The 23,199-nt window shown below is 52.7% G+C and carries 17 protein-coding genes and 1 tRNA gene; 8 read left to right on the top strand and 10 right to left on the bottom strand.

What is annotated here, in order from left to right:
• Nucleotides 1-4: 4 nt before the first annotated feature.
• The gene (locus tag VCU37_RS07385) at nt 5-1,516 is read right to left on the bottom strand and encodes a hypothetical protein (RefSeq protein WP_336249991.1); all 1,512 of its coding nucleotides are present in this window, start codon (nt 1,514-1,516) and stop codon (nt 5-7) included.
• A 92-nt stretch (nt 1,517-1,608) separates the two neighbouring features.
• On the opposite strand from VCU37_RS07385, the gene VCU37_RS07380 reads away from it, so the two are divergent.
• Together VCU37_RS07380 and VCU37_RS07375 are read left to right on the top strand one after the other, a co-directional pair.
• Entirely contained in the window at nt 1,609-2,160 is a 552-nt protein-coding gene (locus VCU37_RS07380; protein ID WP_336249990.1) for a cob(I)yrinic acid a,c-diamide adenosyltransferase, read from the top strand.
• 15 nt (nt 2,161-2,175) lie between these two features.
• On the top strand, nt 2,176-2,907 hold the full coding sequence (locus tag VCU37_RS07375) for an ABC transporter substrate-binding protein (RefSeq protein WP_336249989.1): 732 nt from the start codon (nt 2,176-2,178) through the stop codon (nt 2,905-2,907).
• A 49-nt stretch (nt 2,908-2,956) separates the two neighbouring features.
• Here the strand turns inward: VCU37_RS07375 and VCU37_RS07370 are convergent, their stop codons facing one another.
• Nucleotides 2,957-5,368: a S8 family serine peptidase gene (locus VCU37_RS07370; protein ID WP_336249988.1), complete on the bottom strand. Its 2,412-nt coding sequence runs from the start codon at nt 5,366-5,368 to the stop codon at nt 2,957-2,959.
• A gap of 33 nt (nt 5,369-5,401) precedes the next feature.
• Here VCU37_RS07370 and VCU37_RS07365 point away from each other — a divergent pair, with 33 nt between their 5' ends.
• The 3 genes from VCU37_RS07365 to VCU37_RS07355 all read left to right on the top strand — a co-directional run bounded on the left by VCU37_RS07365 (nt 5,402) and on the right by VCU37_RS07355 (nt 11,117).
• Nucleotides 5,402-6,733 (top strand): glutamine synthetase family protein, encoded by a 1,332-nt coding sequence (locus VCU37_RS07365; protein ID WP_336249987.1) that lies wholly within the window; start codon nt 5,402-5,404, stop codon nt 6,731-6,733.
• Nucleotides 6,733-9,579, top strand: a complete 2,847-nt coding sequence (locus tag VCU37_RS07360) for a [protein-PII] uridylyltransferase family protein (RefSeq protein WP_336249986.1) — start codon at nt 6,733-6,735, stop codon at nt 9,577-9,579. Before VCU37_RS07365 ends, VCU37_RS07360 begins: the two co-directional genes overlap by 1 nt.
• Nucleotides 9,580-9,671: 92 nt before the next feature.
• The gene (locus tag VCU37_RS07355) at nt 9,672-11,117 is read left to right on the top strand and encodes a DUF5129 domain-containing protein (RefSeq protein ID WP_336249985.1); all 1,446 of its coding nucleotides are present in this window, start codon (nt 9,672-9,674) and stop codon (nt 11,115-11,117) included.
• A gap of 67 nt (nt 11,118-11,184) precedes the next feature.
• On the opposite strand, the gene glnA is transcribed toward VCU37_RS07355, so the two are convergent.
• From glnA to VCU37_RS07320, 7 genes are all read right to left on the bottom strand, one after another.
• Nucleotides 11,185-12,624 carry a type I glutamate--ammonia ligase gene (gene glnA / locus VCU37_RS07350; protein ID WP_336249984.1) on the bottom strand — a complete coding sequence of 480 codons (1,440 nt, stop codon included), beginning with the start codon at nt 12,622-12,624 and terminating at the stop codon, nt 11,185-11,187.
• 40 nt (nt 12,625-12,664) lie between these two features.
• Nucleotides 12,665-13,723, bottom strand: a complete 1,059-nt coding sequence (locus tag VCU37_RS07345) for a mechanosensitive ion channel family protein (RefSeq protein ID WP_336249983.1) — start codon at nt 13,721-13,723, stop codon at nt 12,665-12,667.
• Entirely contained in the window at nt 13,723-14,757 is a 1,035-nt protein-coding gene (lipA, locus tag VCU37_RS07340) for a lipoyl synthase (RefSeq protein WP_336249982.1), read from the bottom strand. Before lipA ends, VCU37_RS07345 begins: the two co-directional genes overlap by 1 nt.
• Before the next feature lie 2 nt (nt 14,758-14,759).
• Complete coding sequence (gene lipB / locus VCU37_RS07335) at nt 14,760-15,443, bottom strand: lipoyl(octanoyl) transferase LipB (protein ID WP_336249981.1); 684 nt, start codon at nt 15,441-15,443, stop codon at nt 14,760-14,762.
• Between the two features lie 11 nt (nt 15,444-15,454).
• On the bottom strand, nt 15,455-17,128 hold the full coding sequence (locus VCU37_RS07330; protein ID WP_336249980.1) for a 2-oxo acid dehydrogenase subunit E2: 1,674 nt from the start codon (nt 17,126-17,128) through the stop codon (nt 15,455-15,457).
• Between the two features lie 45 nt (nt 17,129-17,173).
• Nucleotides 17,174-18,619 (bottom strand): dihydrolipoyl dehydrogenase, encoded by a 1,446-nt coding sequence (gene lpdA, locus VCU37_RS07325; protein ID WP_336249979.1) that lies wholly within the window; start codon nt 18,617-18,619, stop codon nt 17,174-17,176.
• Nucleotides 18,620-18,729: 110 nt separating this feature from the next.
• Nucleotides 18,730-19,911, bottom strand: a complete 1,182-nt coding sequence (locus VCU37_RS07320) for an asparaginase (protein ID WP_336249978.1) — start codon at nt 19,909-19,911, stop codon at nt 18,730-18,732.
• 188 nt (nt 19,912-20,099) lie between these two features.
• Here VCU37_RS07320 and VCU37_RS07315 point away from each other — a divergent pair, with 188 nt between their 5' ends.
• Complete coding sequence (locus VCU37_RS07315) at nt 20,100-20,450, top strand: HesB/IscA family protein (protein WP_336249977.1); 351 nt, start codon at nt 20,100-20,102, stop codon at nt 20,448-20,450.
• Nucleotides 20,451-20,465: 15 nt separating this feature from the next.
• Here VCU37_RS07315 and VCU37_RS07310 read toward each other — a convergent pair whose 3' ends face one another.
• Complete coding sequence (locus VCU37_RS07310) at nt 20,466-21,692, bottom strand: FAD-dependent oxidoreductase (protein ID WP_336249976.1); 1,227 nt, start codon at nt 21,690-21,692, stop codon at nt 20,466-20,468.
• Between the two features lie 116 nt (nt 21,693-21,808).
• Between VCU37_RS07310 and VCU37_RS07305 the strand changes: the two genes are divergently transcribed.
• Nucleotides 21,809-21,882 (top strand) — tRNA-Leu (locus VCU37_RS07305).
• A gap of 719 nt (nt 21,883-22,601) precedes the next feature.
• The gene (locus VCU37_RS07300; protein WP_336249975.1) at nt 22,602-23,198 is read left to right on the top strand and encodes an ANTAR domain-containing response regulator; all 597 of its coding nucleotides are present in this window, start codon (nt 22,602-22,604) and stop codon (nt 23,196-23,198) included.
• The last annotated feature ends 1 nt before the right edge of the window (nt 23,199 follow it).

Here is a 23,199-nt window from a genome sequence, read left to right as displayed (position 1 = left end):
CACGTTACCCGATAATCATGAAGGCGAGGAGCCAACCAATAATGGCACCTCCGATAAGTGGTAATACCCATTCACGGACAGCTTGATTGGCCAATAACGGTGCCAGGGCTTTCACTACTGGGTTGGTGGATTCTTCGTAGGGGGTATCCGCATCGTCATACAAGGTTTCTTCACTCCCTTGGCCTATAGCCTGGAATTGGGTGGTGGCGGCGTTAGGATCATCAAATCCAATCGCTACCTGATCAGGTTGAACGAATGGTTCGTCGTATTCACTGCCCAGTGGCTCCGCACTGATCCGTCCGCTCTGTGCGGTGCGCGGCATCCGTTCATCCGCGTAAGGGGCAACATCATCGTCACCAAAGGGGTCCTCATCATCTTCAACGGTGCCTTCAATGACATCACGCAAGCGCATTTCGCTCGTATCACCTGCGCGTGGAACCCAATCTTGGGCCACAGCGCTAGGGTCATCACCATAGGGATCATCCGTTAATAGCCCGCCCTCAAGATTGTCGTCCTCTGTAATAGGTGAAACATCTTCGAGCAGGGGTTCACTATCGGTTGCAGGAACGACTGTCAGTGTCGGCATAACCTCTTCCTCGCCATCAACCACGGATTCATCGTAGCCAAGGTCATCAGCAACCATGTGTAGATCTGGGGAGTGTTCTGGTTCCGCATCACCTTCTGCTGGAGTGAGGTCCACCGCGTCTGTGCCAGGGACAAGCGGTTCGGGACGCAAGGTAGCTTCAGCATCGCTGGAGGCGGCCAAAATGCTGACCAAGATACGTGCCCCCATATCGGGTGTCGCTGGTAGTCCCTCTATACGGCGACGACCACGGCGCAGGGTTCGACTTAACTCTGCAAGATCGGCGTCGTCTTCAAGCGCAGTTTCAATAACCTGCATCGTTGTTGGCGATGCGGTTCCCATCGCCCAGTCCGCAATGCCGGGATACTTACGAATGAGTGCTGGATCAGCTTGCTCACCCGGATCGCCGCCGGCGAGGGTAATGAGCGCATTGACGAGCAGTTCACCTGCTCGCCCATCCTCTTGTTCGACCGTTGCAATACCTTGGTCGTGAGACTGAAGGAGGGCCGTACGCTGGGCATCGTCTAATTCGTTGATTGCCCGTTCGGCGGTATCAACAAACCGGGCGTCAGGTGCTGGTAGATCGGGCAATTGATCACCAACGCTCGGTGAGATCGGTGCCAGTTGTTCACGGCGAAGTACCTCGGTACCAATGTCCCATGTAGTTGCGCGTGCCCAGCCCTCTAACGGTACGCCGGTGGGCCGCTCAGCCCATAAGCGGGAATAAACCCTGGTAAGCACTTCTTCGATTTTGTCCGAGTCGTTTAGTAAACGCCGAACAACCGCATGTGCGGCGCTGACGGTGCGGTGGTAGGCCTCCGTGAGGGCAAGCGGCTGGTGATTGCTCACAGCCTCTAGAAGCTCAGTATCAGTTAATGACCGAGGGTCCATAGCCTGATTCGGGTAGGTCGGGGGTGTAGAAGAAGATGACATCACTGCAACTCTAAGCCTTTAACGAGGAATTATCGAACAAGGTAAACCAAGGATGCGTACGTTGGGAGTAACCGTATCAAAAGGAGACGTAGATGAAGGTTTATACCAAACGTGGTGACAGTGGTACGACTGGCTTGTTGTACGGGGGTCGGGTAGGTAAAGATGATTTACGCACCCAAGCCTATGGCACGACTGATGAAGCGGTTAGTGCGTTGGCTATTGCCCGCTCGCAATTGGAAGCAGGTAGATGGCATGACGCTGTTTTAGATGTTCAGCGAGAACTCTTTGTGGTTGGTGCTGAGTTAGCGACAGACCCCAAAAATGCCCACAAATTATCTGATGGTGTGAGTCGCGTCAGTAGCGAAATGATTAGTGATCTTGAAGCCCGAATTGATGCCGTCGTTGAGGAATTTCCTTTACCAAAAGAATTCATCGTGCCGGGCCGTCACCCCGCCGCTGCGGGCGTGGATTTAGCAAGATCTGTGGTTCGTCGCGCCGAGCGAGACGTTGTCGCACTTACCCGAGTGGACGATACGGTTCGTCCGGAAGTACTGGCTTACCTGAACCGCTTGAGTGACTGGCTCTTTGTCCTTGCTCGCGCCATTGAGGGGCCGGGCCATGATTCAAGCCGTTTACGCGACTGACACGAGGGTATTGGTGTGAATCGACGACCTGATCAACCCGTTGTCGCCCTTGGGGGTGCGGTAGCAGATGAACTCGTTCGACTTGATGCCAACGTGGTTGGGGCAACACAGGACGCAACCGAGTTAACGGGCACCCTTGATTATGCGCCCTCTGCCCAGACGGTATCGGCCTTGCAGCCTTCCCTGGTGATTGCTGATTTGGCTGTGGTAAGCATGGCCACCGTGCAGCAGTTGCGTGATGCTGGGATGGATGTTGAAACGGTAGATAGTTCTTCTATCAAACGTACCGCTGGGATGATTCGCCAACTCGGTACCTTCACCGGGCAAAAGGCGGTGGCCACTCGCATCGCCAACGACCTTGAAGGAATGTTGAATGATCGGCTTGACCGATTGGCGTATGCCGTGCGACCTGTAGCCCTTGTCCTGAGTTGGCCAGACCCGCTTACAGGATGTGGGCCGGCATCACTGGTCCATGATGTGCTGTGGACGGCTGGTATTGCGAATGCGTTATCTGGCTATAGCGAGCCATGGCCAGAACTTGAAGAGGGCGTGTACCTCGGTGCGGATGTTGTATTGACCCTGCCCTATTTCGATGATTGGGCGGCGTATCAAGGGTATGCCCAAATGGGGGATCTAGGTGAGCTGATTGCTCTACCACAGGCCATCACGGCGACGGGCCGTAATGTATTTACCGCCGTTGATGCGGTTGCACCGATCGTTCGGATGATTCATCAGCGTATCGATTGAATGTCTGGTATCGCTTAACACCGTAGAGGCGATACCAGACGCATACTCCTTAGCGGTTATTGAGTAGGTAATTTGAGGTGCTAAATCCGCGAACCTGGTTGGCAATGTCAGTACTAATCGTTCCGGTAGGACCCCACACGGTGACGGGAAGTCCGATACTGGCAACATATGTCAGCACGTCCGGGTCCACACGTGTTGTGGAAACGGCAACAGGAAGTTGGGAAAATGCCGCACTCGGTACCGCCGCAGCTAATGCTGTTGACCAGCCCTGTTCGTCTTCAAAGTTCACGACGCCAAGAGACGACATGGATGCGGTTCGTACCCGCTCGATCCTGGCTGCAGTGACAACCATTGTGTGAAAGCGGTCTGGCCCTGCAAGCCGGATAACGCTGCCCTGAGAGCGTGGTTGGCGAAGGGTCCAAAGCACATGATCGCTAAGCCGGGCTTCACCGCCAACAGCGTAGATCAGTTCATCTGCCTTTATCGCGTCACTGACAAGAGGGTGCATTTCGTCCTTTGGATTCAAGAACACCGGTAGGCCAGCAATAGCACCTAAATAGCCTGCACCAACGGAGTCAGACCAGGCATCATGGGATGTTATTAAGCTTGCAGGCACCATATCGATACCCTGAGCTTTCACGAGATTACGGACTTCGTTTGCAATGGCAATACTCGTTTCGATACGAGTGTCACCTGCGAGGCGAATAGGTTCGAATCCTAACTTGCGTACCTGATCGTCCATCGTGGTAGGCAGGGCATCAGGTCCACCTAATAAGTACACACGTGACCCAGGTGTGAGCGTTCGCGTAAGTTCATTGGCACTTTGCTCACTTAGTGACGGTGTTGTATAGAGCAGTGGTCCTACCCCCAACGTCAAACTTGCACCCGACAATGCATCCGCATGCACATCGGAACGCGCAAGTACACCCCATTGTGCTTTTCCACGACGATCTTTTTGAGGGTCTTTATCCCGATCAACAAAGGTGTACTGGCTGATCTCAACAGCTTGCGAAATGGGATCTTGGGTTGACCCTATCCGAGTAATGGGGTGACTTGTCCCAGTAGACATACGCACCGACTGTGGTCCAACCGGGTAGGGAAGCTCATAGGCACGAGGTGGCAGGGGTGTTGTTGACTGGGCTAGCTCAAGTGCTCTTGGAACATTGATTTCTCCCCACCCCAGCGTTTTATTGGGCTTGGACTCAGTGTTTAAACTCGCGGTATGTTCAAGGATTGATTCGATGTCGTCTGGTGTTGACTGAGGTCGCGCTTGTCGAATCAACGCCGCTAAGGCCGCAACTTGCGGGGCGGCAAAACTGGTACCAGCAACGCCGGTGTAGAGCTGCGGTGACGTCGGTGTGGCCATACGGGGCACATTTGTGGTCAAAATCTGTTTATCGAAACCCCCGAAACCCATTGGTGGAGCAGCTTGACCTCCCGGGGCGGCCAAATCGATCCACGCATTACGAGTTGAATAGGCGGCCACTTCTCCACCCCGATGAGTGGCCGCAACACTGAGTACACCATCACAGGATGCTGGTACTTCTGGCTGGTGTTTCAATCGGCTCTGGTACGAGTTGCCAGCCGCCGCAACAACTGTGATTCCGGCTGCTCGGGCGCGGTCTAATGCATGTTGCAAGGTGTAGGTGCAGTGGCCCCACCGGAAACCAAAACTCATCACCATCACATCGACTTTTAACTCGGTGGCCAAATCAATGGCTGCCACGGTTGATGCGAGGGTAGGGCCTTCTTTACAAGCCGAGATGTCTAGCGCATTAATGTCAATAAGCTGAGCTTCTGGAGCGATACCACGCCCACCTAATCCGTTAAATGCGGTGGCAGATGTCACCCCTGCGACATAGGTCCCATGGCCGACATGGCACTGATCATTTTTGGGGACAACCGATTCAACTTTCCCTTCACCGGTATAAAAATGTTGGGTCACTCGACCAGCTAAGTCTGGATGGCCATCCCAAATGCCTGAATCAATGATGGCGATTTTTTGTTGGCTACTTCCTCTGGGAGTGCCGTCATTTATACCAATCTGGTCGAGGGCCCACTGATGAACCCGGAGTGGATCACCGGGGCTCACAATATTGAGCGCCCCTTCACGAAGATTGTCTTGGGGAAGCTGTGAGAATGTGGCTACCTCGTTGCTGGTGATATCGGCGATGCGGTCATCGTCTCGGTCAAAACGAGTTGGATCAGTAATAAGCGCATCAACATCAGTAATACGTTTGAGGTCGTGGGTTAATGCGAGGTCATCAAGGGCTTCTTTGCTCACCGCAGTTAGCACATATTCGTGTTGTGCCGGAACCCGCTTGGGTGTTTGGTCCGCGATTTGATGTGCCGGAATAAAACCGAGTCCGGAACGCCAATCGTCAAGGGCGTTCGCTTGATTGATAATCGCGTTTTCTACGGATGTTGCGGATAAGAGGGTTACAAGTGCGAGAAAAGACATCGAGGAGCCTTTAAATAATTTAGGATCTGGGGAATGGATCACCAGCAAGAATACGTACTGGATACGATTGAGTCGCGTGACATCGGATATATCCGACTTTGGTTTACTGATGTTGTGGGTAATCTCAAGAGCGTCGCAATGACAGCCAACGAGGTTCCCGGAGCCTTCGCTGAAGGCTGCGGGTTTGATGGTAGTGCAATTGACGGGTTCAGCCGGGTACAAGAATCAGACATGGTTGTCTTCCCTGACCCGGCCACGCTGCGGCTTTTACCATGGAAAGATGGTACCCCAGGACCGGCAGTTGCTCGCATGTTTGGTGACGTGTTTACTCCTGATGGCGAACCATTCAATGCTGATCCACGCCAAGTATTGCGTCGTAACCTGAGTGTTGCTGAAGATATGGGATTCACCATGTACGTGCATCCCGAGATTGAGTTTTACTTGTTACATAGCATCGCCGACCCCACCCCAATTGACCGTGGGGGGTATTTTGATTCAGTTCCTGACCGGTTACCAAGCGTGTTTCGTTCAGAGGCAGTCGACATCCTTGAAGCGATGGGTATCCCGGTTGAATATAGCCATCATGAAGTAAGTCCGGGCCAACACGAAATTGATTTACGGTACGCTGACGCGCTGACTTGTGCGGACAATATCGTGACATTCCGTCATGTCATCAAGCAGGTGGCACTAAAACATGGCATCCATGCAACATTCATGCCCAAACCAATCGCGGGGGCTTGGGGGAGTGCAATGCATACCCACCTCAGTTTGTTTGAAGGCGATCACAACGCGTTTAACGACCCTGACCAACCGTACGGGTTGAGTCGAGTAGCCCAACAATTTATGGCTGGACTTTTACGCCATGCGAAAGAAATTACCGCAGTAACGAACCAGTGGATCAATAGTTATAAACGCCTTGTTCCTGGATATGAAGCACCCGTACATGTCTGCTGGGGTGCGAGTAATCGCTCTAGTCTCATCCGCGTACCACGGACCAAGCCTAATAAAGCAAGCAGTCGTCGAATTGAATACCGTAGCCCTGACCCTGCCTGCAATCCTTATCTTGCTTTTTCGGTGATATTGGCCGCTGGGTTAGAGGGCATACGCCAGGGGTATGAACTCCCGCCCGAGGCAGCCAATAATCTCTATGAGATGAGTCCGGCAGAGCTTCGGGCCGCCAATATTGAGTTATTGCCTATCACCTATAGTGAGGCACTCATTGCGATGGAAGAAAGCGAATTGGTTGCTCAGGCCTTAGGTGAGCATGTCTTTGAGTATTTCTTACGCAATAAATGGAATGATTGGGACGAATACCGCCGCCAAGTCACCCCCTACGAACTTGAACGCTTTCTGCCGGTGCTCTGATGGGTACCTGGGTTGGCTGGGAACGAGCAATCGAACACGACCCATGGCTTGTTGACCATGTGAACGCCAACGCGCTCGCCCCAGCTAGCCCTGCAATCGGACGTTGGATTGGCGACCACCCCGACTGGGTTCACGCCATAATCGACCCAGATCATGCGTACACACCCGATGAGATTGCCACAAAGGCCCTCCAGGATGCCCCCGCCCCTGGTGAACCGGCCGATGACGCTCATATGGCAGTCCATCTTGCAGCTATCCAACGCCAATATCTTATCCAAATCGCAGTACGTGATCTCATCGGACACGCTGCGATGCCTGCCGTCGGGCATCAGCTTGCCGACCTAGCCCAGGGTCTTATCCAAGCGACCTTGACTTGGCTAGACAATCCTGGCGGGTTGGCGGTGATCGGAATGGGCAAGCTTGGTGGTCGTGAGTTGAACTATATTTCTGATGTTGATGTCGTTTTTGTTCACGATGGCAATGCCCAAGCCGCAGACCTCACAGCCAAGCGAGTGCTTCAGATTCTCGGAGGACATACACCCCTTGGCGCGGTCTACGAGATGGATGCCGGTCTCCGTCCTGAGGGCCGTAACGGCCCCCTTACTCGTCCACTAGAAAGTTGGCAGCACTACTGGAAACGGTGGGCTAAAACCTGGGAAGCTCAGGCCTTTCTCAAAGCACGTCATGTGGCCGGTAATACCGAAATCGGTGAGGCATTAATTGCGGCGGGCGTGTCCATGGTGTGGCCAGCACAATTAGGCACCGACCGGCTGTCCGAGATTCGCCAGATGAAAACACAAGTCGAACATTCGCCTCCTGTCCAACGTGATGGTGACGCTCAACTGAAACTTGCACCTGGCGGATTACGAGATATCGAATTCACCGTTCAACTCCTTCAGCTTATCCATGGAACGGTCACCCCATCGCTACGAGTACCTGGCACCCTAGAGGCGCTTGATGCCCTTGCCCGTGAGGGATTGGTGAGCACGGAGGACGCCACCAAAGCAATGTATAGCTACCAAGCCCTTCGGACGGTTGAACACCGTCTCCAGCTCTATGCCGGACGTCGCACCCACACGGTGCCTATGGATGATCAAACCCGTGGATCAATTGCCTACGCATGTGGGTTTCGCTCAGATATGACGGCGACGGCACTGACGCATTTTGATCAACACCTCGCGCGTGTGCGTCGTGAAGCTCGTGCGATGTATCACCATCTCTTTTTGATGCCGCTTCTCGATGTCGTTGCAGACTATTCGCTAGAGGACGCCCTCGCGGCTGTTGGCAAATTAAACTCGCGCGCTGTGGTGGACAGGCTTCACGTTCTTGGGTTTTCTAACCCCAAAAGTGCAGTCAAAAATCTGAATGCCCTCTTTAAGATTCGTGGTCGGCTTGCTCGCCCACTGCGCCTTGTTGCCCCATTGTTGCTGAATGCCCTCGCAACTACAGGAGATCCAGATGCTGGGTTAGGTGCCTTGCGTACCTTGATTGAAACAAGTGGTCAGCATCCGGTGGTCCAACAAATCATTACTGACAATCCTCCGGCAGCAACGATGCTGGTCACCGCATTAGGCCAGTCACCACGGATTGGACCGCATTTGCAGCATCAACCTGAACTCTTAACGTTGCTCGAATACCCCGACCAGGTTGCCAAGGTGCATACCGCCAACGACTTTGCGAAGCAAACGGCGCACTTTAAAGATCGGCCCCTGGATGCTCAACTGATAAATGGCATCCGTCGGCTTTTCCTTCGCCAACGGTTACGTATCATGCTGCGTTCGCTGACGAATGGTGCTGAGGTATGTGATACAAACGCTGAATTGTCTGATCTGGCCGATGCATTAATGGACTTGGCTGTTGCTTTGGTGTGTCCACCCAATGTGCGATTGGGCATCATCGCCCTGGGCCGTTGGGGGGCACGTGAATTGGCATTTGGTTCGGACCTCGACGCCATGATCATCTATGACGGTGATGCGGAGGCAGCCGCCCAAGCGGTTGAGCGGCTCTTGCGGCTCAATGAGGGGTTCATCGACCAAGAAGGCACGTTCAAACTCGACCTAGATTTGCGGCCAGGTGGCCGGTCCGGGGCCATTACATTAACCAGTCATGGGACCATCCAGTGGCTCCATGAATGGGCTGAACCATGGCAGTTACAAGCCCTCACCCTTGCCCGACCCGCCGCTGGTGACCTGCACCTAGCCCAAGCCACCATTGATGGTTGGGCTGACCTGGTATTCCCCCGTGATGTTCCTGAACAAACGGTGATGGCCATTCGAACAATGAAAGCACGGGTGGAAGCTGAACGTGGGCAAACAGGATTACAAGTCGATCGGCGATTAGGTCAGTTCTCGCAGTCCCACCTCTTCACGCGATCCGTTCGTTTGGGAGTGTCGCCCGCGCCACAACAGTCCTTTTCAAATGGTGCGACATTACGCCACGATACGGGGTTAGGGTCGGGCCTGAGCCTGAAAACGGCACCTGGTGGGTTGAGCGACGTGGAGTGGTGCACCCAGCTGGCCGCAATACGATATGGCGCATCAAATCCTGAGCTACGGGTGCCATCAACATTGGGGCGTCTCGTTGCGATGCGTGACGCTAGCATCATGCAGGACGTCGACTATGTATTTGCTCGTGATGGTTGGATTTGGTTGAGCAGAATTCGCAACGCCCTCTGGTTAATGCAGGTAAGCGACACCAATACCTTGCCACGAACTCCGGCAACCTTGGCCCATTTGGCTGCAGTCCTCCAAGAACATGATGTCCAGGGTGGCCAAGCCGTTACCGAACGTACAGACCGAGCTAGGCGACGTATCCGAAAGGTCTTTGATACGGTGTTTTGGTCCTAGGGGCTGTGAACCACAGGACTTTCCCTGATCGAGATAGGTTGAGGTCACTTTATCTACCTTGATAGCCTGCTAACCACTATTAAGGAGGAGCAATGAACACAGGGTCGTCACGTCAATCAGCCATTATTCGTTTGCTATGTGCAATGGTGATGGTCGGTATCGTTGTTGGGTTTAGTTCACCCGTACTAGCTCAAACAACGACTGATGTTCAAGTCTCCATTATTGATCCAAGTGATATATTGACGAATGAAGACGAATCCTTACTCGTCACGAATACAAAACAAATAGGGTTACCTCCCGAGGTGAAGCGTGTTGTTTATATTACATTTGATAAGAATACTGATAATCTAAATATCGATGTAAAGAACTACGCATTTGATCAAGATAATTCACTCTTAAGTAGTGAAAATAAAAATAAGTTTGAGAGTGGATTATTGATGGCTGCCGTGGGTTTTGACCCTCAGCGAGTTGGGCTGTATTGCGGTGATGCGGTGTGCCAAGCATTAAACATTTTTGAAGGTCGTCATCTTGACGCTTCAATTGATGCAATGAAGCCTGGACTGAGGAGAGGCAATTACGCCATTGGGTTACTGGACGGTATAGAGGCTAGTACTGACCTTTCCTTGGGCACATCACCAACCCGCACTGAAGACAGTGGCCCAACATTCAGTCCAGAGTGGTTTTTCCAAGGTATCACTTTGTTTATCGGGAGTATATGGGCGATTATACTGATAACGTTCGTGGCGTCACGTCGCAGTGCGGCAAAACGAGCCTATATCCATCTACGAGATACATTGGGCGATATTGCTACTGAATTGGATGAAGTGGATATTCGAGCTAATAGTCTGTCATCACCCCTTGCGAATGAAAAACTTCGTAGTGAATGGAAAGAGGTTCTTGATAACTTTTTGGCTATTCGAAAAACAACAAAGCTAGTTGAGTCTTGGGGACTTGATGAGCCGTCGTTTTGGACACTTATACGACACAGTTCCAAACTGGCTAAGGCTGATAAACGTGTAACTGAGCTTCAAACAGCTATTTCAAATATTAATGAACTATTTGAAATGGAACAAGGTGATGCCAATATACGGCAGAAAAAGTTAATTGAATTGCAGTGGGACATAAGTGAGGCGGTTGCAGCCTCTTCAGATGAACTCTCGCGTTCGGACCTTAATGAAATGAAAAACAAGGTACTTGAGCTTGAATCAGCCGTTAAAGACCCTGACTTTATGACGATGTATGCCCGCGTGATTGGTGAATACCAAAGTGTGCTATCGGGGATCGCACAACGGGAATACGGCGAAAAAGCGATGAGCCAAGATGATGCACCATCAATCTATGACCACGATTGGCGTGTGGGCATGGGGTACAACAACTGGGTACCGTATGTCGTCATGCATACGCATTACACAAGCAACGCCTATAACTCAGGCAGCAGCGGGCACTCAAGTTCATGGGGTTCGTCAAATACCAGTTTTGGAAGTGGATTTGGGGGTAGCGGTTCCTTCAGCGGTGGAGGCGGTTCATCGAGCTGGTAGTTGGCACAAACGCTCATCATTTGGGCCAAGATCACCGCAGTCTTGGCCCAAAAAGCGGTATAGATAGTTACAAGGCGTAATACATTTCGAACTCAAAGGGGGTGGGTCGTAACCGCAGTTCGGTTACTTCATGAGCCATTTTGTAGTTCACATGCGTTTCAATGAGGTCCGGCGTAAAGACACCACCGGCTAATAGGAAGTCGTGGTCATCGACGAGGGCAGCAAGAGCTTCTTCAAGTGAGGCTGGCACGGCAGGCAAGTCAGCAAGAGCTTCAGGACCGAGCTCATAAATATCTTTATCCACCGGCTCATGTGGCTCAATGCGGTGGGCAATCCCATCAAGGCCGGCCATCAGCATGGCACTGAAGGCCAGGTAGGGGTTTGCCAGTGGGTCAGGAATGCGGAATTCCACCCGCTTAGCCTTGGCGTTCGTTCCGGTCAGCGGGATACGCACAGCCGCTGAACGGTTACGCTGGCTATAGACCATATTGACCGGGGCTTCATAGCCAGGAACGAGACGTTTGTACGAGTTGGTTGTGGCATTGGTAAACGCCATGACAGCAGGGGCATGGGCGAGCAATCCGCCGATATACCACCTCGCAAGGTCGCTGAGACCGGCGTACCCGTTTTCGTCGTAGAACAGTGGTTCACCGTTCTTAAACAGGCTTTGGTGCGTGTGCATCCCTGACCCGTTGTCACCAAACACTGGTTTGGGCATAAACGTTGCGGTCATGCCATAGCTATCCGCAACGTTACGCACAAAATACTTAAACATCATCAAGCGATCTGCTGACCGGGCCAGTGAATCAAACTTCACCCCAATCTCGCATTGTCCCGCTGTTGCACATTCATGATGATGGAGTTCGGTTTCAATCCCTGCGGCTTCGAGGGCCATCACCATTTCAGCACGTACATCGATTAGCCGGTCCGCCGGGCTGGTGGGGAAGTACCCACCCTTATGGCGTAGGGGATACCCGCCGAGTGCTGGGTTGTCGGTATTCCATGCCGCTTCTTGGCTATCAAGGGTGAAAAAGGAATGGCCCGCATCATTTTTGAAGGCCACCTTGTCAAAAATAAAGAACTCAGCCTCTGGTCCCATAAAGGCGGTATCCGCAATACCGGTGCTTTGGAGGTACGCCTCCGCACGCTGAGCAACCCCACGAGGGTCGCGGCTAAAGGCTTCACCCGTTAAGGGATCACGCACAAAGCAATTCATTGCGATGGTTGAATGGGTGCGGAAGGGATCCCAAAATGCGCTTGCAGGATCGGGCACCAATTGCATATCTGATTCTTGGATTGCCGTGTAGCCACGAACGCTGGACCCATCAAAGGCTAACCCGTCAACAAAGGTGGTTTCAGTCACCCGATGGGCAGGGACACTAAAGCTCTGCTGCATACCCGGCAAATCAATAAACCGAAAATCAATAAAGTCAACGGTGCCTGCGCTAACCCGTTCCATCACATCGCGTATTGATGGATTCGCGCCTAGGGTTTCTTGCTGGTGCATGGCCGCTCCCTACTCATCATCTTGTCAGAAACTGAATAGTTTAATCTGCTGAAGGTGATTCTGACTCAACTGCTGTTGTTTTCGGATCTAATGTCATCGTGATACCCGCGGCATCAAAGGCCCGTTTGAGCTCCACAAGATACATCCGTTTGATCTTCCACTGCTGGCCAGGCTGGGTTGTGATCATCACCCGGTAAACCGGGCCAAACCGATCAACACGGACAACACCTGAAAACTCAGGTGTCCCAGACAGCATAGGTTTCCAACGCTCATCGTCGGCAAAACGTTCACTGGCGCTATTTACGATTTCTTCGACACGGGTGTAGGGCACCGTAGGCGATAATGGTAAGTCAACGAGCGCCTTAGACCACTGCTTACTTTGGTTGGCCACACGCGTAATCTGCCCGTTAGGAATAAACCAAACGGTGCCATCCGTGTCACGGAGTCGTGTAACCCGCAAGGTAATGGACTCCACTTCACCTTCGGCTTCATCCAGCAGAATCCAATCACCAACCGCGTACTGACCCTCAACAATTAAAAAGAGTCCAGTGAGATAATCCTTAACAAGGTTCTGGGCACCAAACCCCAGGGCCACACCAGCAATGCCCGCACTCGCAAGCAACGGTGCGATATTAAATCCCAGATGGGCTAGGGATGTGATGATGGCAACAGCCCATGCGCCCACGCTAAAAGCCGAACCGACAACATGGCCGAGCGTACGTGCACGTTTCCGTTTAGCCCCATCGGAGAGGAGGGATTGTTCTGCACCATGCGATCGTTTATCAAACGGATTAATGCGTGTCTGAATGACCCGCTCAAAGAGCGCGACAATGAGGCGGTGCGCAATACGGGTGAGGATCCAAGTGACGAACAAAATAATGATCACTTGAATGAGCCCTGGCAAGAATGTGCCTACCCAATTGGCGAGAAGCGCACTTCCGGTCGTTTGGTGAACCCATACACATACAGGATTGGCATCCACACACTGAACACTATTCGTTGCGGCTTCAACAACATCGCCTTCAACAAGAGGGGTTGCTGAAGGCGATGCACTCGCTGATGCCGACTGCCCAGCTTGGGCAAGTATCGGCCAAATCATCACACGCCAGCTTTCTCCAACGCTGCTTCTCGAGCCTGCGCTGCTTCTCGAGCCTGGGCAATTGCCCGTTCATCTTCTTCGGTAGGCCGCCGCCATACCCCGGCTTTAATGGCTTGTTCACCAGCCATATAAGATGAGCGAACCAATGGGCCAGCCTCAACGTGGATAAAGCCGATGGATTTACCGTAGTCAGCGTACGCTGCAAACTCATCGGGATGGATAAACCGTTGCAACGCAAGATGGTTATGGGTTGGCTGAAGGTACTGATTGATGGTCAGAATCTGACATCCAGCATCAACCAAATCTTGCATCGTTTTATGGACTTCTTCTTTGGTTTCCCCCAGGCCAAGCATTATGTTGGATTTCCGTGCAATTGCTGGGGCATAGGCGGCGCTATGGCGCATGATATCCAGGGAGCGTTGATACCGGAACGCCGGACGAGTGTGCCGGTGGGTACGTTCGACGGTTTCAAGATTGTGTGCAAGGACTTGGGGTTCCGCATCAAGGACCATTTCGAGAAGCGCCCGCTTCCCGCCAAAGTCATCAACTAATAATTCCACACCACAGTGGGGGAGGAGGGCGTGGATCTCTTTGCATGTTTGTGCATAAAGCCATGCCGCTTTATCGGGCAAATCATCCCTCGCCACGCCCGTCACGACGGCGAAATGTAATCCCATCCGGGCACAGGTTTCTGCTACCCGAGCTGGTTCTTCCTGGTCATATTCACCCGGTTTACCCGACGCTATATTGCAGAATCCACATCGACGTGTGCACACACTGCCACCAATGAGGAAACTGGCTTCACGTAATTCCCAACACTCATGAATATTGGGGCAGCGTGCCTCCTCACAAACGGTATGGAGAGAGGACCCACGCATTTCTTTTTTTAATTCCCGATACACCGGGCCAGCTAAGGGCACATCACGCTTCATCCAAGCAGGCTTACGCTGTGCGATTTGGCGGGTTCCTGCCAGGGTCAATACGCGCGCACCCTCAGGAATAATGCCACGATCAATTTGAGAACACGTAGACACGGTCACACTCCTTGCGCTGCGTCGAATAGGTCATCAAGGTTACCTGGGATCAGATAGCCATTAAGGGTTTCTCCAAGGGTGTCAATAATCATTTCACGAGCAATCTCAAGATGAATATCCACACCAAGGGCGTCCAGGCTGGTGACTGTTCCCTCCGTAATCCCACATGGAATGATGCCTGCGTAGTCATCGCGGTTGACGGCCACGTTGAAGGCCAACCCATGTTTTGTAACACCTTCGGTGATCCGTACTCCCACCGCACAGATTTTTGCGGGGAATGGTTCGTTGGTATCAACCCACACCCCAGGATACTCAGGACGTCTAAATGCCGTTACGCCAAGGTCGGCACACACGCGGATAACGGCTTCTTCCATCGCCTCCACATGTGCTTTCGCTACTCCACGACGTCCCCGTTTCATGATCGGATAGGCGACAACTTGGCCAGGTCCGTGATAGGTCACATCCCCACCACGATCAATAGGTACAACCGGAATATCAGGGCGTAAGCCAGTGACATTCTTTGCCAGATCGGCGTGCTTGCCAGCCGTGTACACCGGTGGGTGTGTCACGGCGAGCAGCACATCTGGAATCAGATCACGTTGGCGCGCCGCCACCAACGTGTTCTGCCATTCAAGACAGCGTTCATAGTCGATGAGCGGCGCGCGAACGACATGTAGTTCAGCCAACGCTGAATCCTTTAGGCCAGTTCCCGATCCCAGTCGAGAGATTCAATAACCTGCTTCACCTCAGTGACGTAGCGTGCAGCGTCGGCACCATCAATCAAGCGGTGGTCATAGGACAGGCTCAAATACATCATGTCTCGGATCCCAATGAGCTCTTCACCATTTGGCCCCTTCACAATGGACGGGCGCTTCACAATGGCACCAACACCAAGGATGGCGACCTCCGGGTAGTTCAAGATCGGGGTGTCAAAGAGCACACCGCGTGAGCCCGTATTCGTTAAGGTCATCGTGCCATTTTGAATATCGGCAAAGTCGATCTTCGCCCCATTCTCTCCACGTGCCTTTGCTGCCAAGTCCGCAATGCCTTGAGCTAACCCAGCAACCGTGAGGTTTTGTGCGTTCTTGATATTGGGAACCAGCAACCCCTTTTCGGTGTCTACCGCAATCCCCATATTCACATATTCGCGGATATGCAGTTCCATCGTGTCCCAGTCGGCATAGGCATTGATGACGGGGTGGTTCTTTGTGGCAATGACCGCCGCACGTGCGACCATGGCAAAGGGGCTCAATGAGATGCCTTCACGTGCCTTGAACGCATTCTTCACCTTGGCACGTGCGGCCATGAGGTTCGTAACATCAACCTCTTGGAACGTGGTGAGCTGTGCAGCCTTTTCCTGGCTTTCGAGCATCTTTTCGGCAATCTTGCCACGAACCCGGTTGAGCTTTTCGATGCGCACACGACCAGTCGCGGCTGGAGCTGGCGTTGATGTAGCTGCTTTAGGTGCCGGTGCCGCAGAAGCCGCCTTGGGTGCGGGTGCGGGTGTGCTCGTAGCTGCTGGAGCGGGGGCGCTTGGAGCACTAGCAGACGCATGCTCAACGTCTTCGCGCGTGATACGGCCACCTTCACCCGTGCCGGTCAGGGTCTTCAAATCGACACCCTTTTCTGCGGCAAGCTGGCGGACCAGCGGGCTGGCATAGACATCGCCTGCCGGAACAACGGGGGCGGCTGTAGCCGGAGCAGTTGTTGAAGCAGGTGCAGTTGCGGCCGGTGCTGGTGTCGCCGGAGCTGATGCTGCCGGTGCAGCACTTGCCGCCCCGATACGGGCAACGACCGCACCCACTTCAACCGTGTCATCTTCATGGGCCAAGATTTCGAGGACGGTACCGGCGACGGGTGCGGGTACTTCGGTGTCGATTTTGTCGCTGGAGAGTTCAAAGAGTGGCTGATCAGCTTCGACCGTGTCACCAACAGCAACTAGCCAGGATGTAATGGTGCCTTCGGTGACACTTTCACCTAATTCAGGTAATACCACATCGGTTGCTGCGGCACTCGGTGCCGGGCTTGCGGCTGGTGCTGGGCTTGCGGCTGGTGCTGGTGCAGCGGCGGGAGCCGGTGTTGCGGCAGCAGGTTCAGGTGCCGGAGCTGGGGTAGGAGCTGCGCCAGCTTCATCAGCAGCACCAATGCGCGCAACGACCGCGCCTACTTCAGCGGAGCCATCAACGGGCACCAAGATTTCCAGGACGGTGCCAGCGACGGGTGCGGGCACTTCGGTGTCGATTTTGTCGCTGGAGAGTTCAAAGAGTGGTTGATCAGCTTCGACCGTGTCGCCAACGGCAACATACCACTCCGTAATGGTTCCTTCGGTAACACTTTCACCCAGAGCTGGGAGAATGACATCTTGTGACATAAGTAATATTCCTCGTTGAAAATACGAATTGAGTGGTACGAGGCCTTAACCGTGGAGATCGCGGCCAGCCAACTTCATGTGTGCCTCACCAACGGCCTCACTTAAGGTCGGGTGCGCATGCACGAACTGGGCAACATCCATAGGCAAGGCTTCCCAGTTATAAATCATTTCACCTTCGGCGATAAGGTCGGTGGCGCTCTTACCCACGATATGAACACCCATGACCTTGCCACCCTTCTTTGCCAGAACCTTCACGTGGCCAGAGCCACCAAGCATCTGTGCACGGGCGTTGTGGCTAAAGGGGAAGAGGGACTTTTCGTATTCGATGCCCGCTTCTTTCAATTCTTGTTCGGTCCAACCAACCGCACCAACTTCTGGTTCACAGTAGTAAACCTTTGGAACGCCCTTGTAATCAATTGGTGTGACGGCCTTACCGGCGATGGCCTCAGCAACCATAAGGCCTTCAGCAAATGATGCATGTGCCAGGCCAAGGGTCGGAATGACGTCACCAATGGCGTACTGCACACCACCATTGCCAAACGTCACACCGGTACGGCAGTATTCGTCAACGATAACAAATCCGCGGTCAACGGTTGCACCAGTTGCTTCAATGGCCATGCCATCAGTTACCGGGCCACGGCCAATGGCCACCATTAGGAGGTCTCCGGTGAAGGTTTCACCGCTATCAACGGTGACCACCACCTGATCACCCTGACGGTCAACTTGTTTGACCATCTTGCCAGTGTGGATATCCAAGCCGTTCTTCTTCAGCGCCTTGGTAAGTACTTTTTGGGTGTCAATATCTTCACGTGGTACCACCGCATCAAGGGCTTCAATCACCGTCACGCTATCGGCACCCCAGCCCTTAAAGACGGTCGCAAACTCAATACCAACTGCACTCGCACCGAGCACAATGGGATTCTTTGGACGACGGTTCAAGGTCATCGCGTGATCAGAGTTGATGATGACTTCGCCATCTGTCGGCGCAAACGGAAGTTCCTTAGGACGGCTACCAGTTGCGATTACAAGCGCTTTGTTCGCTTCAAGTTCGACCGTTCCCTTGTCGGTCACCACACTGACTGTATTCGGGCCAGTAAAGGTGCCTTGTCCTTCAAAGGTCTGTACCTTTTTACCTTTGAGCGTTGCTTGCAACCCTTTCCAGTTTGCGTTCACAATGCCATTTTTGTAGGCAATGATCTCATCAACATTAACCCCATCGCAAGAGGTATAGACGCCAATAGAACTTCCGTGGCGGGCGGATTCAGCCACCTCAGCGGTATGGAGGAGCGCCTTCGTTGGCACACAACCCCAGTGAAGGCATGTCCCACCAACCTTTGCACGTTCTACCAGAGCAACGGATAAACCGAGTCCTGCTGCTCGGAGGGCACATGAGTACCCACCCGTACCTCCGCCAACAATGACCACATCGAACTGTTCTGCCATGATTTCCTTTGCAGCTAGAAAGACCGGAATGATAACCGGCCGTGTCACATTTCCTATTGTGCACCAAAGTGCAGACTACGGTGAGCTTAGATCATCTTTGCTCAAACTCCACAGTGTACTTAAAAACGGTCGGTACCAACGCACCGACCGTATTGTTCTTATGCTGTTGAACCGGAACCTTGGGCGCCACGGGCCCAGCCAGATAAACGGGCCTTGGCGATCTTGCCTGACTTATCTGAACGACGTTTCCAAGGCGAGGAATCCGCATCACTGTCTGCCACCATCTTGGGGGTAACGCCTTGGGTCAGCCCCATCCACGTGGGAGGTGCCGTGGGATCGTGTTGTGCAAACGCAGACACGATTGAATCACGATCAACGTCAAGCCCAGTCAATAGCCAGAGCAACATGCGTGCCTGACGGGCATTCAGCCCACCGGCAAAGACGAATCCACGTGCCCACAGATCGATTTCGCCGCCGGGATAGCCATAGGTTGTTCGCAAGGTTGATCCGGCATTGGTGCGACTTGCAATAACGATGGGGATGCGATCAAGGAGTGGTGTGAGTGTCTCTACTGCGGTTTCACTCACGTGGCCTGCCCCCGCACCGGCGATGACGATGCCTGCAATAGCGGTGTCAGCGTCTAATAGAGCCGGTAACCACGCGAAGTCTTCGGCGAGACCGGCTTCGAGAACGAGTACACGGTGGTCAGTGCGACCAGGCCGCGGTAGTGGTGCTGGGTGTTCTTGGGCTGGTCGGTTTTGTATCCACAGCTGTTGTTCAATCACCCGTCCGATTGGGCCACCGTTAACACTTGTAAATGCATTGGTCGCAACCGTGTGTGCTTTGGTGACCCGGCTGGCGAGGTGCACCTCATCATTGATGACTGCCAATGCGCCAAGACCGCGAATATCAGGATCAACGGCGGTTGCAATTGCATTCAACACGTTCGCTGGACCGTCAGAACCAGCGGCATCGCCAGCGCGCATTGCACCAGTAATAACGAGCGGTGTTTGATGAGCCCATACCAGGTCAGCTAAGAAAGCAACCTCTTCGAGGGTGTCCGTACCTAAAGCAAGGACAACACCATCGGTGCGTGCATCAAGTTGGCGCTTCGCCCACTCAATGGCCTCAAATACACCAGCGATGGTAAGTGACGGTGACGGGGTACTGGAGAGTTGGTCCACCGTAACAACACGAGCAACCCTAGATAAACCAGGGATCTGAGCCACTACATCAGATGGTGTCACAGTGGGGGCGATCCCTCCAGACTCAGTTTGGGCGGAGACAATCGTCCCCCCCAGCGTGGCAATGGCAACGGTAGGAAGATACAGGTCAGTCATTGTCGTTAAGGATGCCTCAAATCCCTTGGCCTGTCTATGATTTTGTGCGATTAAATTTCTTTCATTTTCCTCTTTAGTTCGCCAAAAATCTGCCGAATAACGCCCCCCATTTTTGAGCACCGTAACCCAGAAAAAAGGCAGAAAATTTTTTGTAATCAGGTGTTGAATTGGGTCGGTACCATTGAAGTATGACTCAACAAATCGGGACTCCGTCAATTCTCACCCTTACGCCCACCGCCATTGATAAAGTGCGTCAGTTCATGGACGCCGAAGAAAACACCGAGAGCATCTTTCTCCGTGTAGCTGTTCAACCGGGCGGCTGCGCAGGAATGCGGTATGCCTTGTTCTTTGATGATCGTGAACTTGACGATGATCTGGCTATTGATTTTGAGGGTGTGCCGGTCCGTGTCGAACGTGCCGCTATTCCAATGCTGCAAGGCACCACCATTGATTGGGTTGATAGTTTACAAGGTGCCGGGTTCAACATCGATAATCCAAACGCCCAACAAGGTTGTGCGTGCGGTGATAGCTTCTGCTAGTCACACATTCCTTACTTAGACGCTGATTTGGGCGAGTACCCCGTCTGCGGCTTTCTGTCCTGAAAAGAGAGCCGCTTCTAGGCCGCCGACGTCTCGGTGGTCCCCGCAGGCAAAGAGCCGATCGGTCACCTGGACAACTCCGCTGCCCATCCCACTCGTATCCGGGCAGTGTGCACGGTACCCGCGTAAGAATCGCCAATCGTCCACCATATCGCCCATCATGGTGCGTAATTCACCCAAGGCTGGTTCAATGACATCATCGATAGGATGTTGTGCCTGATCGCCAACAATATTGACCGCGATGAGATGCCAGCCAGTAGGTGAGTAGCTCGGTGCGGCCATTGAGGGGACGCTGACTGAGGTTACGTATTCATGGGGAACGCCATTAACCAAGATGGTGGCATCATCGAATGGCGACTGGCGTGAGGCGAAGTAGAGGGTCATACCCATATTTGAGGACGTGGTCAGACCGGGTAGGCGTTGGTGAACCGCCTCTAAGAGCGAGTAGGCTTGTGCAGCTTCGGTAGCAACAACCACCGCATCATATTCACTCAGCAACGGGTTCAGGTCATCGACTGGTGAGACAAGCCGCAAGTCATTAATACCTGTGGCCAATTGTTGGGCTACCGCAGCCATCCCCGACCCCGGCAGGGCAATTTGGCCTATAAAGAATGCCCGTAGCGCCATCAATGAAACGGATGACCGTGACTGGAGTGACTCGTCATAGAGATACGAACCAAGGAAAGGCTCAAAGAATGCCGCAATAATTCGGTCACTAAACCCCCATCGGTGGCGTAATACCTGGCGTGTTGATTCCACTGGGCCGCCTAAAAGGTCGCTCACCGATGAACGAGTTAAATGGAGCTTCATACGAGCTATTTGGACCTTGTCCACCATCGTTGGGATACGTGCTCGCAAGGTGCCAAATAGTGCAAGATGATTGCCGCCAAACGGGTCTACGAGGCGTTGGTATTTCTCGCCATCGTAGATGAGGGCACCTGGTTCAAACGGGCGCAAATCAAGAGCTTTGAGATCAAGGAGGCGACGGACGCTCGGGTAGCCCGTCATCAGAACCTGAAAACCGTGGTCAAGGGTGAAGCCTTCCAGATGGTCTGTCCCCATCCGGCCACCCACACGATCTTGTGCCTCAAATACCGTTACATCAAGTCCGGCTCCCGTCAACGTTGCAGCGCATGAAAGACCGGCTGCGCCAGCACCAATGATTGCGATTCGATTACTCATCTGCGCTCCTAAGCCGAAGGTATTGTGCTACCGAGCTTAAAGTACCTGGCGAGGCGAGGATGAGGAGAAGAAAACGCTGCCCATTCTGTATTCCTGCGCTACAATCTGACGACCTCGCCCCTGTAGCCCAATTGGTAGAGGCATACGACTCAAACTCGTACCAGTGTGGGTTCGAGTCCCACCGGGGGTACTACCAAAAATGACTTGCATCCAACCCTGGGAGCAAGTCATTTTTTTGTTATCCCCATACCCTTCTGTTTTCCCGTTGTCCTTGCCTTCAGATAGGCATCTATGTCAAGCGGAGTAATTTGGCCCACCTGTTTACGAACATTAAAACAATTTGTAAGAGATGGTCGATTGGTAGGTTATTGTAAGATTTATAACTTAGTTTTATAGGTAATGGGTGAGTGTCTATTTAATATAATAGTTATCGACTAATCTAGTTTAAAGTATTCCTGTATTTTTGGATATGGCCATCAATTCGGTGTGACTGAATTATAAGCCAGTGTCATATGAAGCCCAGCCGCAGCGTGCAGTGTCGGTAGATTTGGCGGCTCAGGGCTAGATTCTTGTATAGCGACGGATGATTGTGTCGTTGCATTCAAGCATCATGGCTGGATCGAGGTGAGGGTGTTCTGAGTCTCAGTGACTGAGGCGCTGATCTAGATCGTATGAGTCTCATTCATAAAATAGGGGTGTAGACGTATCCTACAAATGTATTTGGGATATACGGAGTGGGTAATAACACTATGTATGTATCTCCCATAGTGATTATCTCAAAAATTAGTAACCATATTATTCTTAATGTATGTTGAATATACAAGCATTGTGTTCTCACATGCTTAGACGTATGCCGGTTGGAGGATAGAGTAGACGCTGTTCAGTACTGTCACGATCGGAGCTAAACCTATGGATGCCCCGGAATCTGCCCCATCAATCCGGGTGTTGATTGCAGAGGATGAAGCCCTAATCCGTATGGACCTTGAGGAAATGCTCACCGAGGAAGGCTTTGATGTTATTGCCACGGTGAGTAATGGTGAAGAAGCGGTGCAGTCTGCGCGCGCACTTCATCCCGATGTGTGCATGTTAGACATCAAAATGCCCGTTAAGGACGGGCTCACCGCGGCAGAGGAATTGATGGATGAGGTCGCGATCGTTTTTCTGACCGCATTCAGCCAGCGAGAATTGATTGAGCGAGCCGGTAAGGCAGGAGCCCAAGCGTATCTTGTTAAACCCTTTAATCGTTCGGATTTACTTCCCGCATTGGAGATAGCTGTTCAGCGTTTTAGGGATATGCAGGGACTCAACGCGCAAGTCCAAGATCTGGAGAACAAACTCACCGCACGAAAGCTCATCGAACGGGCCAAAGGGCATCTCATGCAAATGACTGATATGGGTGAAGAAGAGGCCTTTGCATTTATTCGAACACAAGCGATGAATAAACGTTGCACCATGCAAGACATTGCTGAGAACATTTTAACGATACACCCAAACGGCGATAGGTAGG

The sequence above is a fragment of the Stomatohabitans albus genome (genome assembly GCF_036336025.1).
GTDB lineage: Bacteria > Actinomycetota > Nitriliruptoria > Euzebyales > Euzebyaceae > Stomatohabitans > Stomatohabitans albus.
The sequence above is the reverse complement of the archived record's forward strand: the minus strand, read 5'-3'. Positions and strand labels throughout refer to the sequence as shown.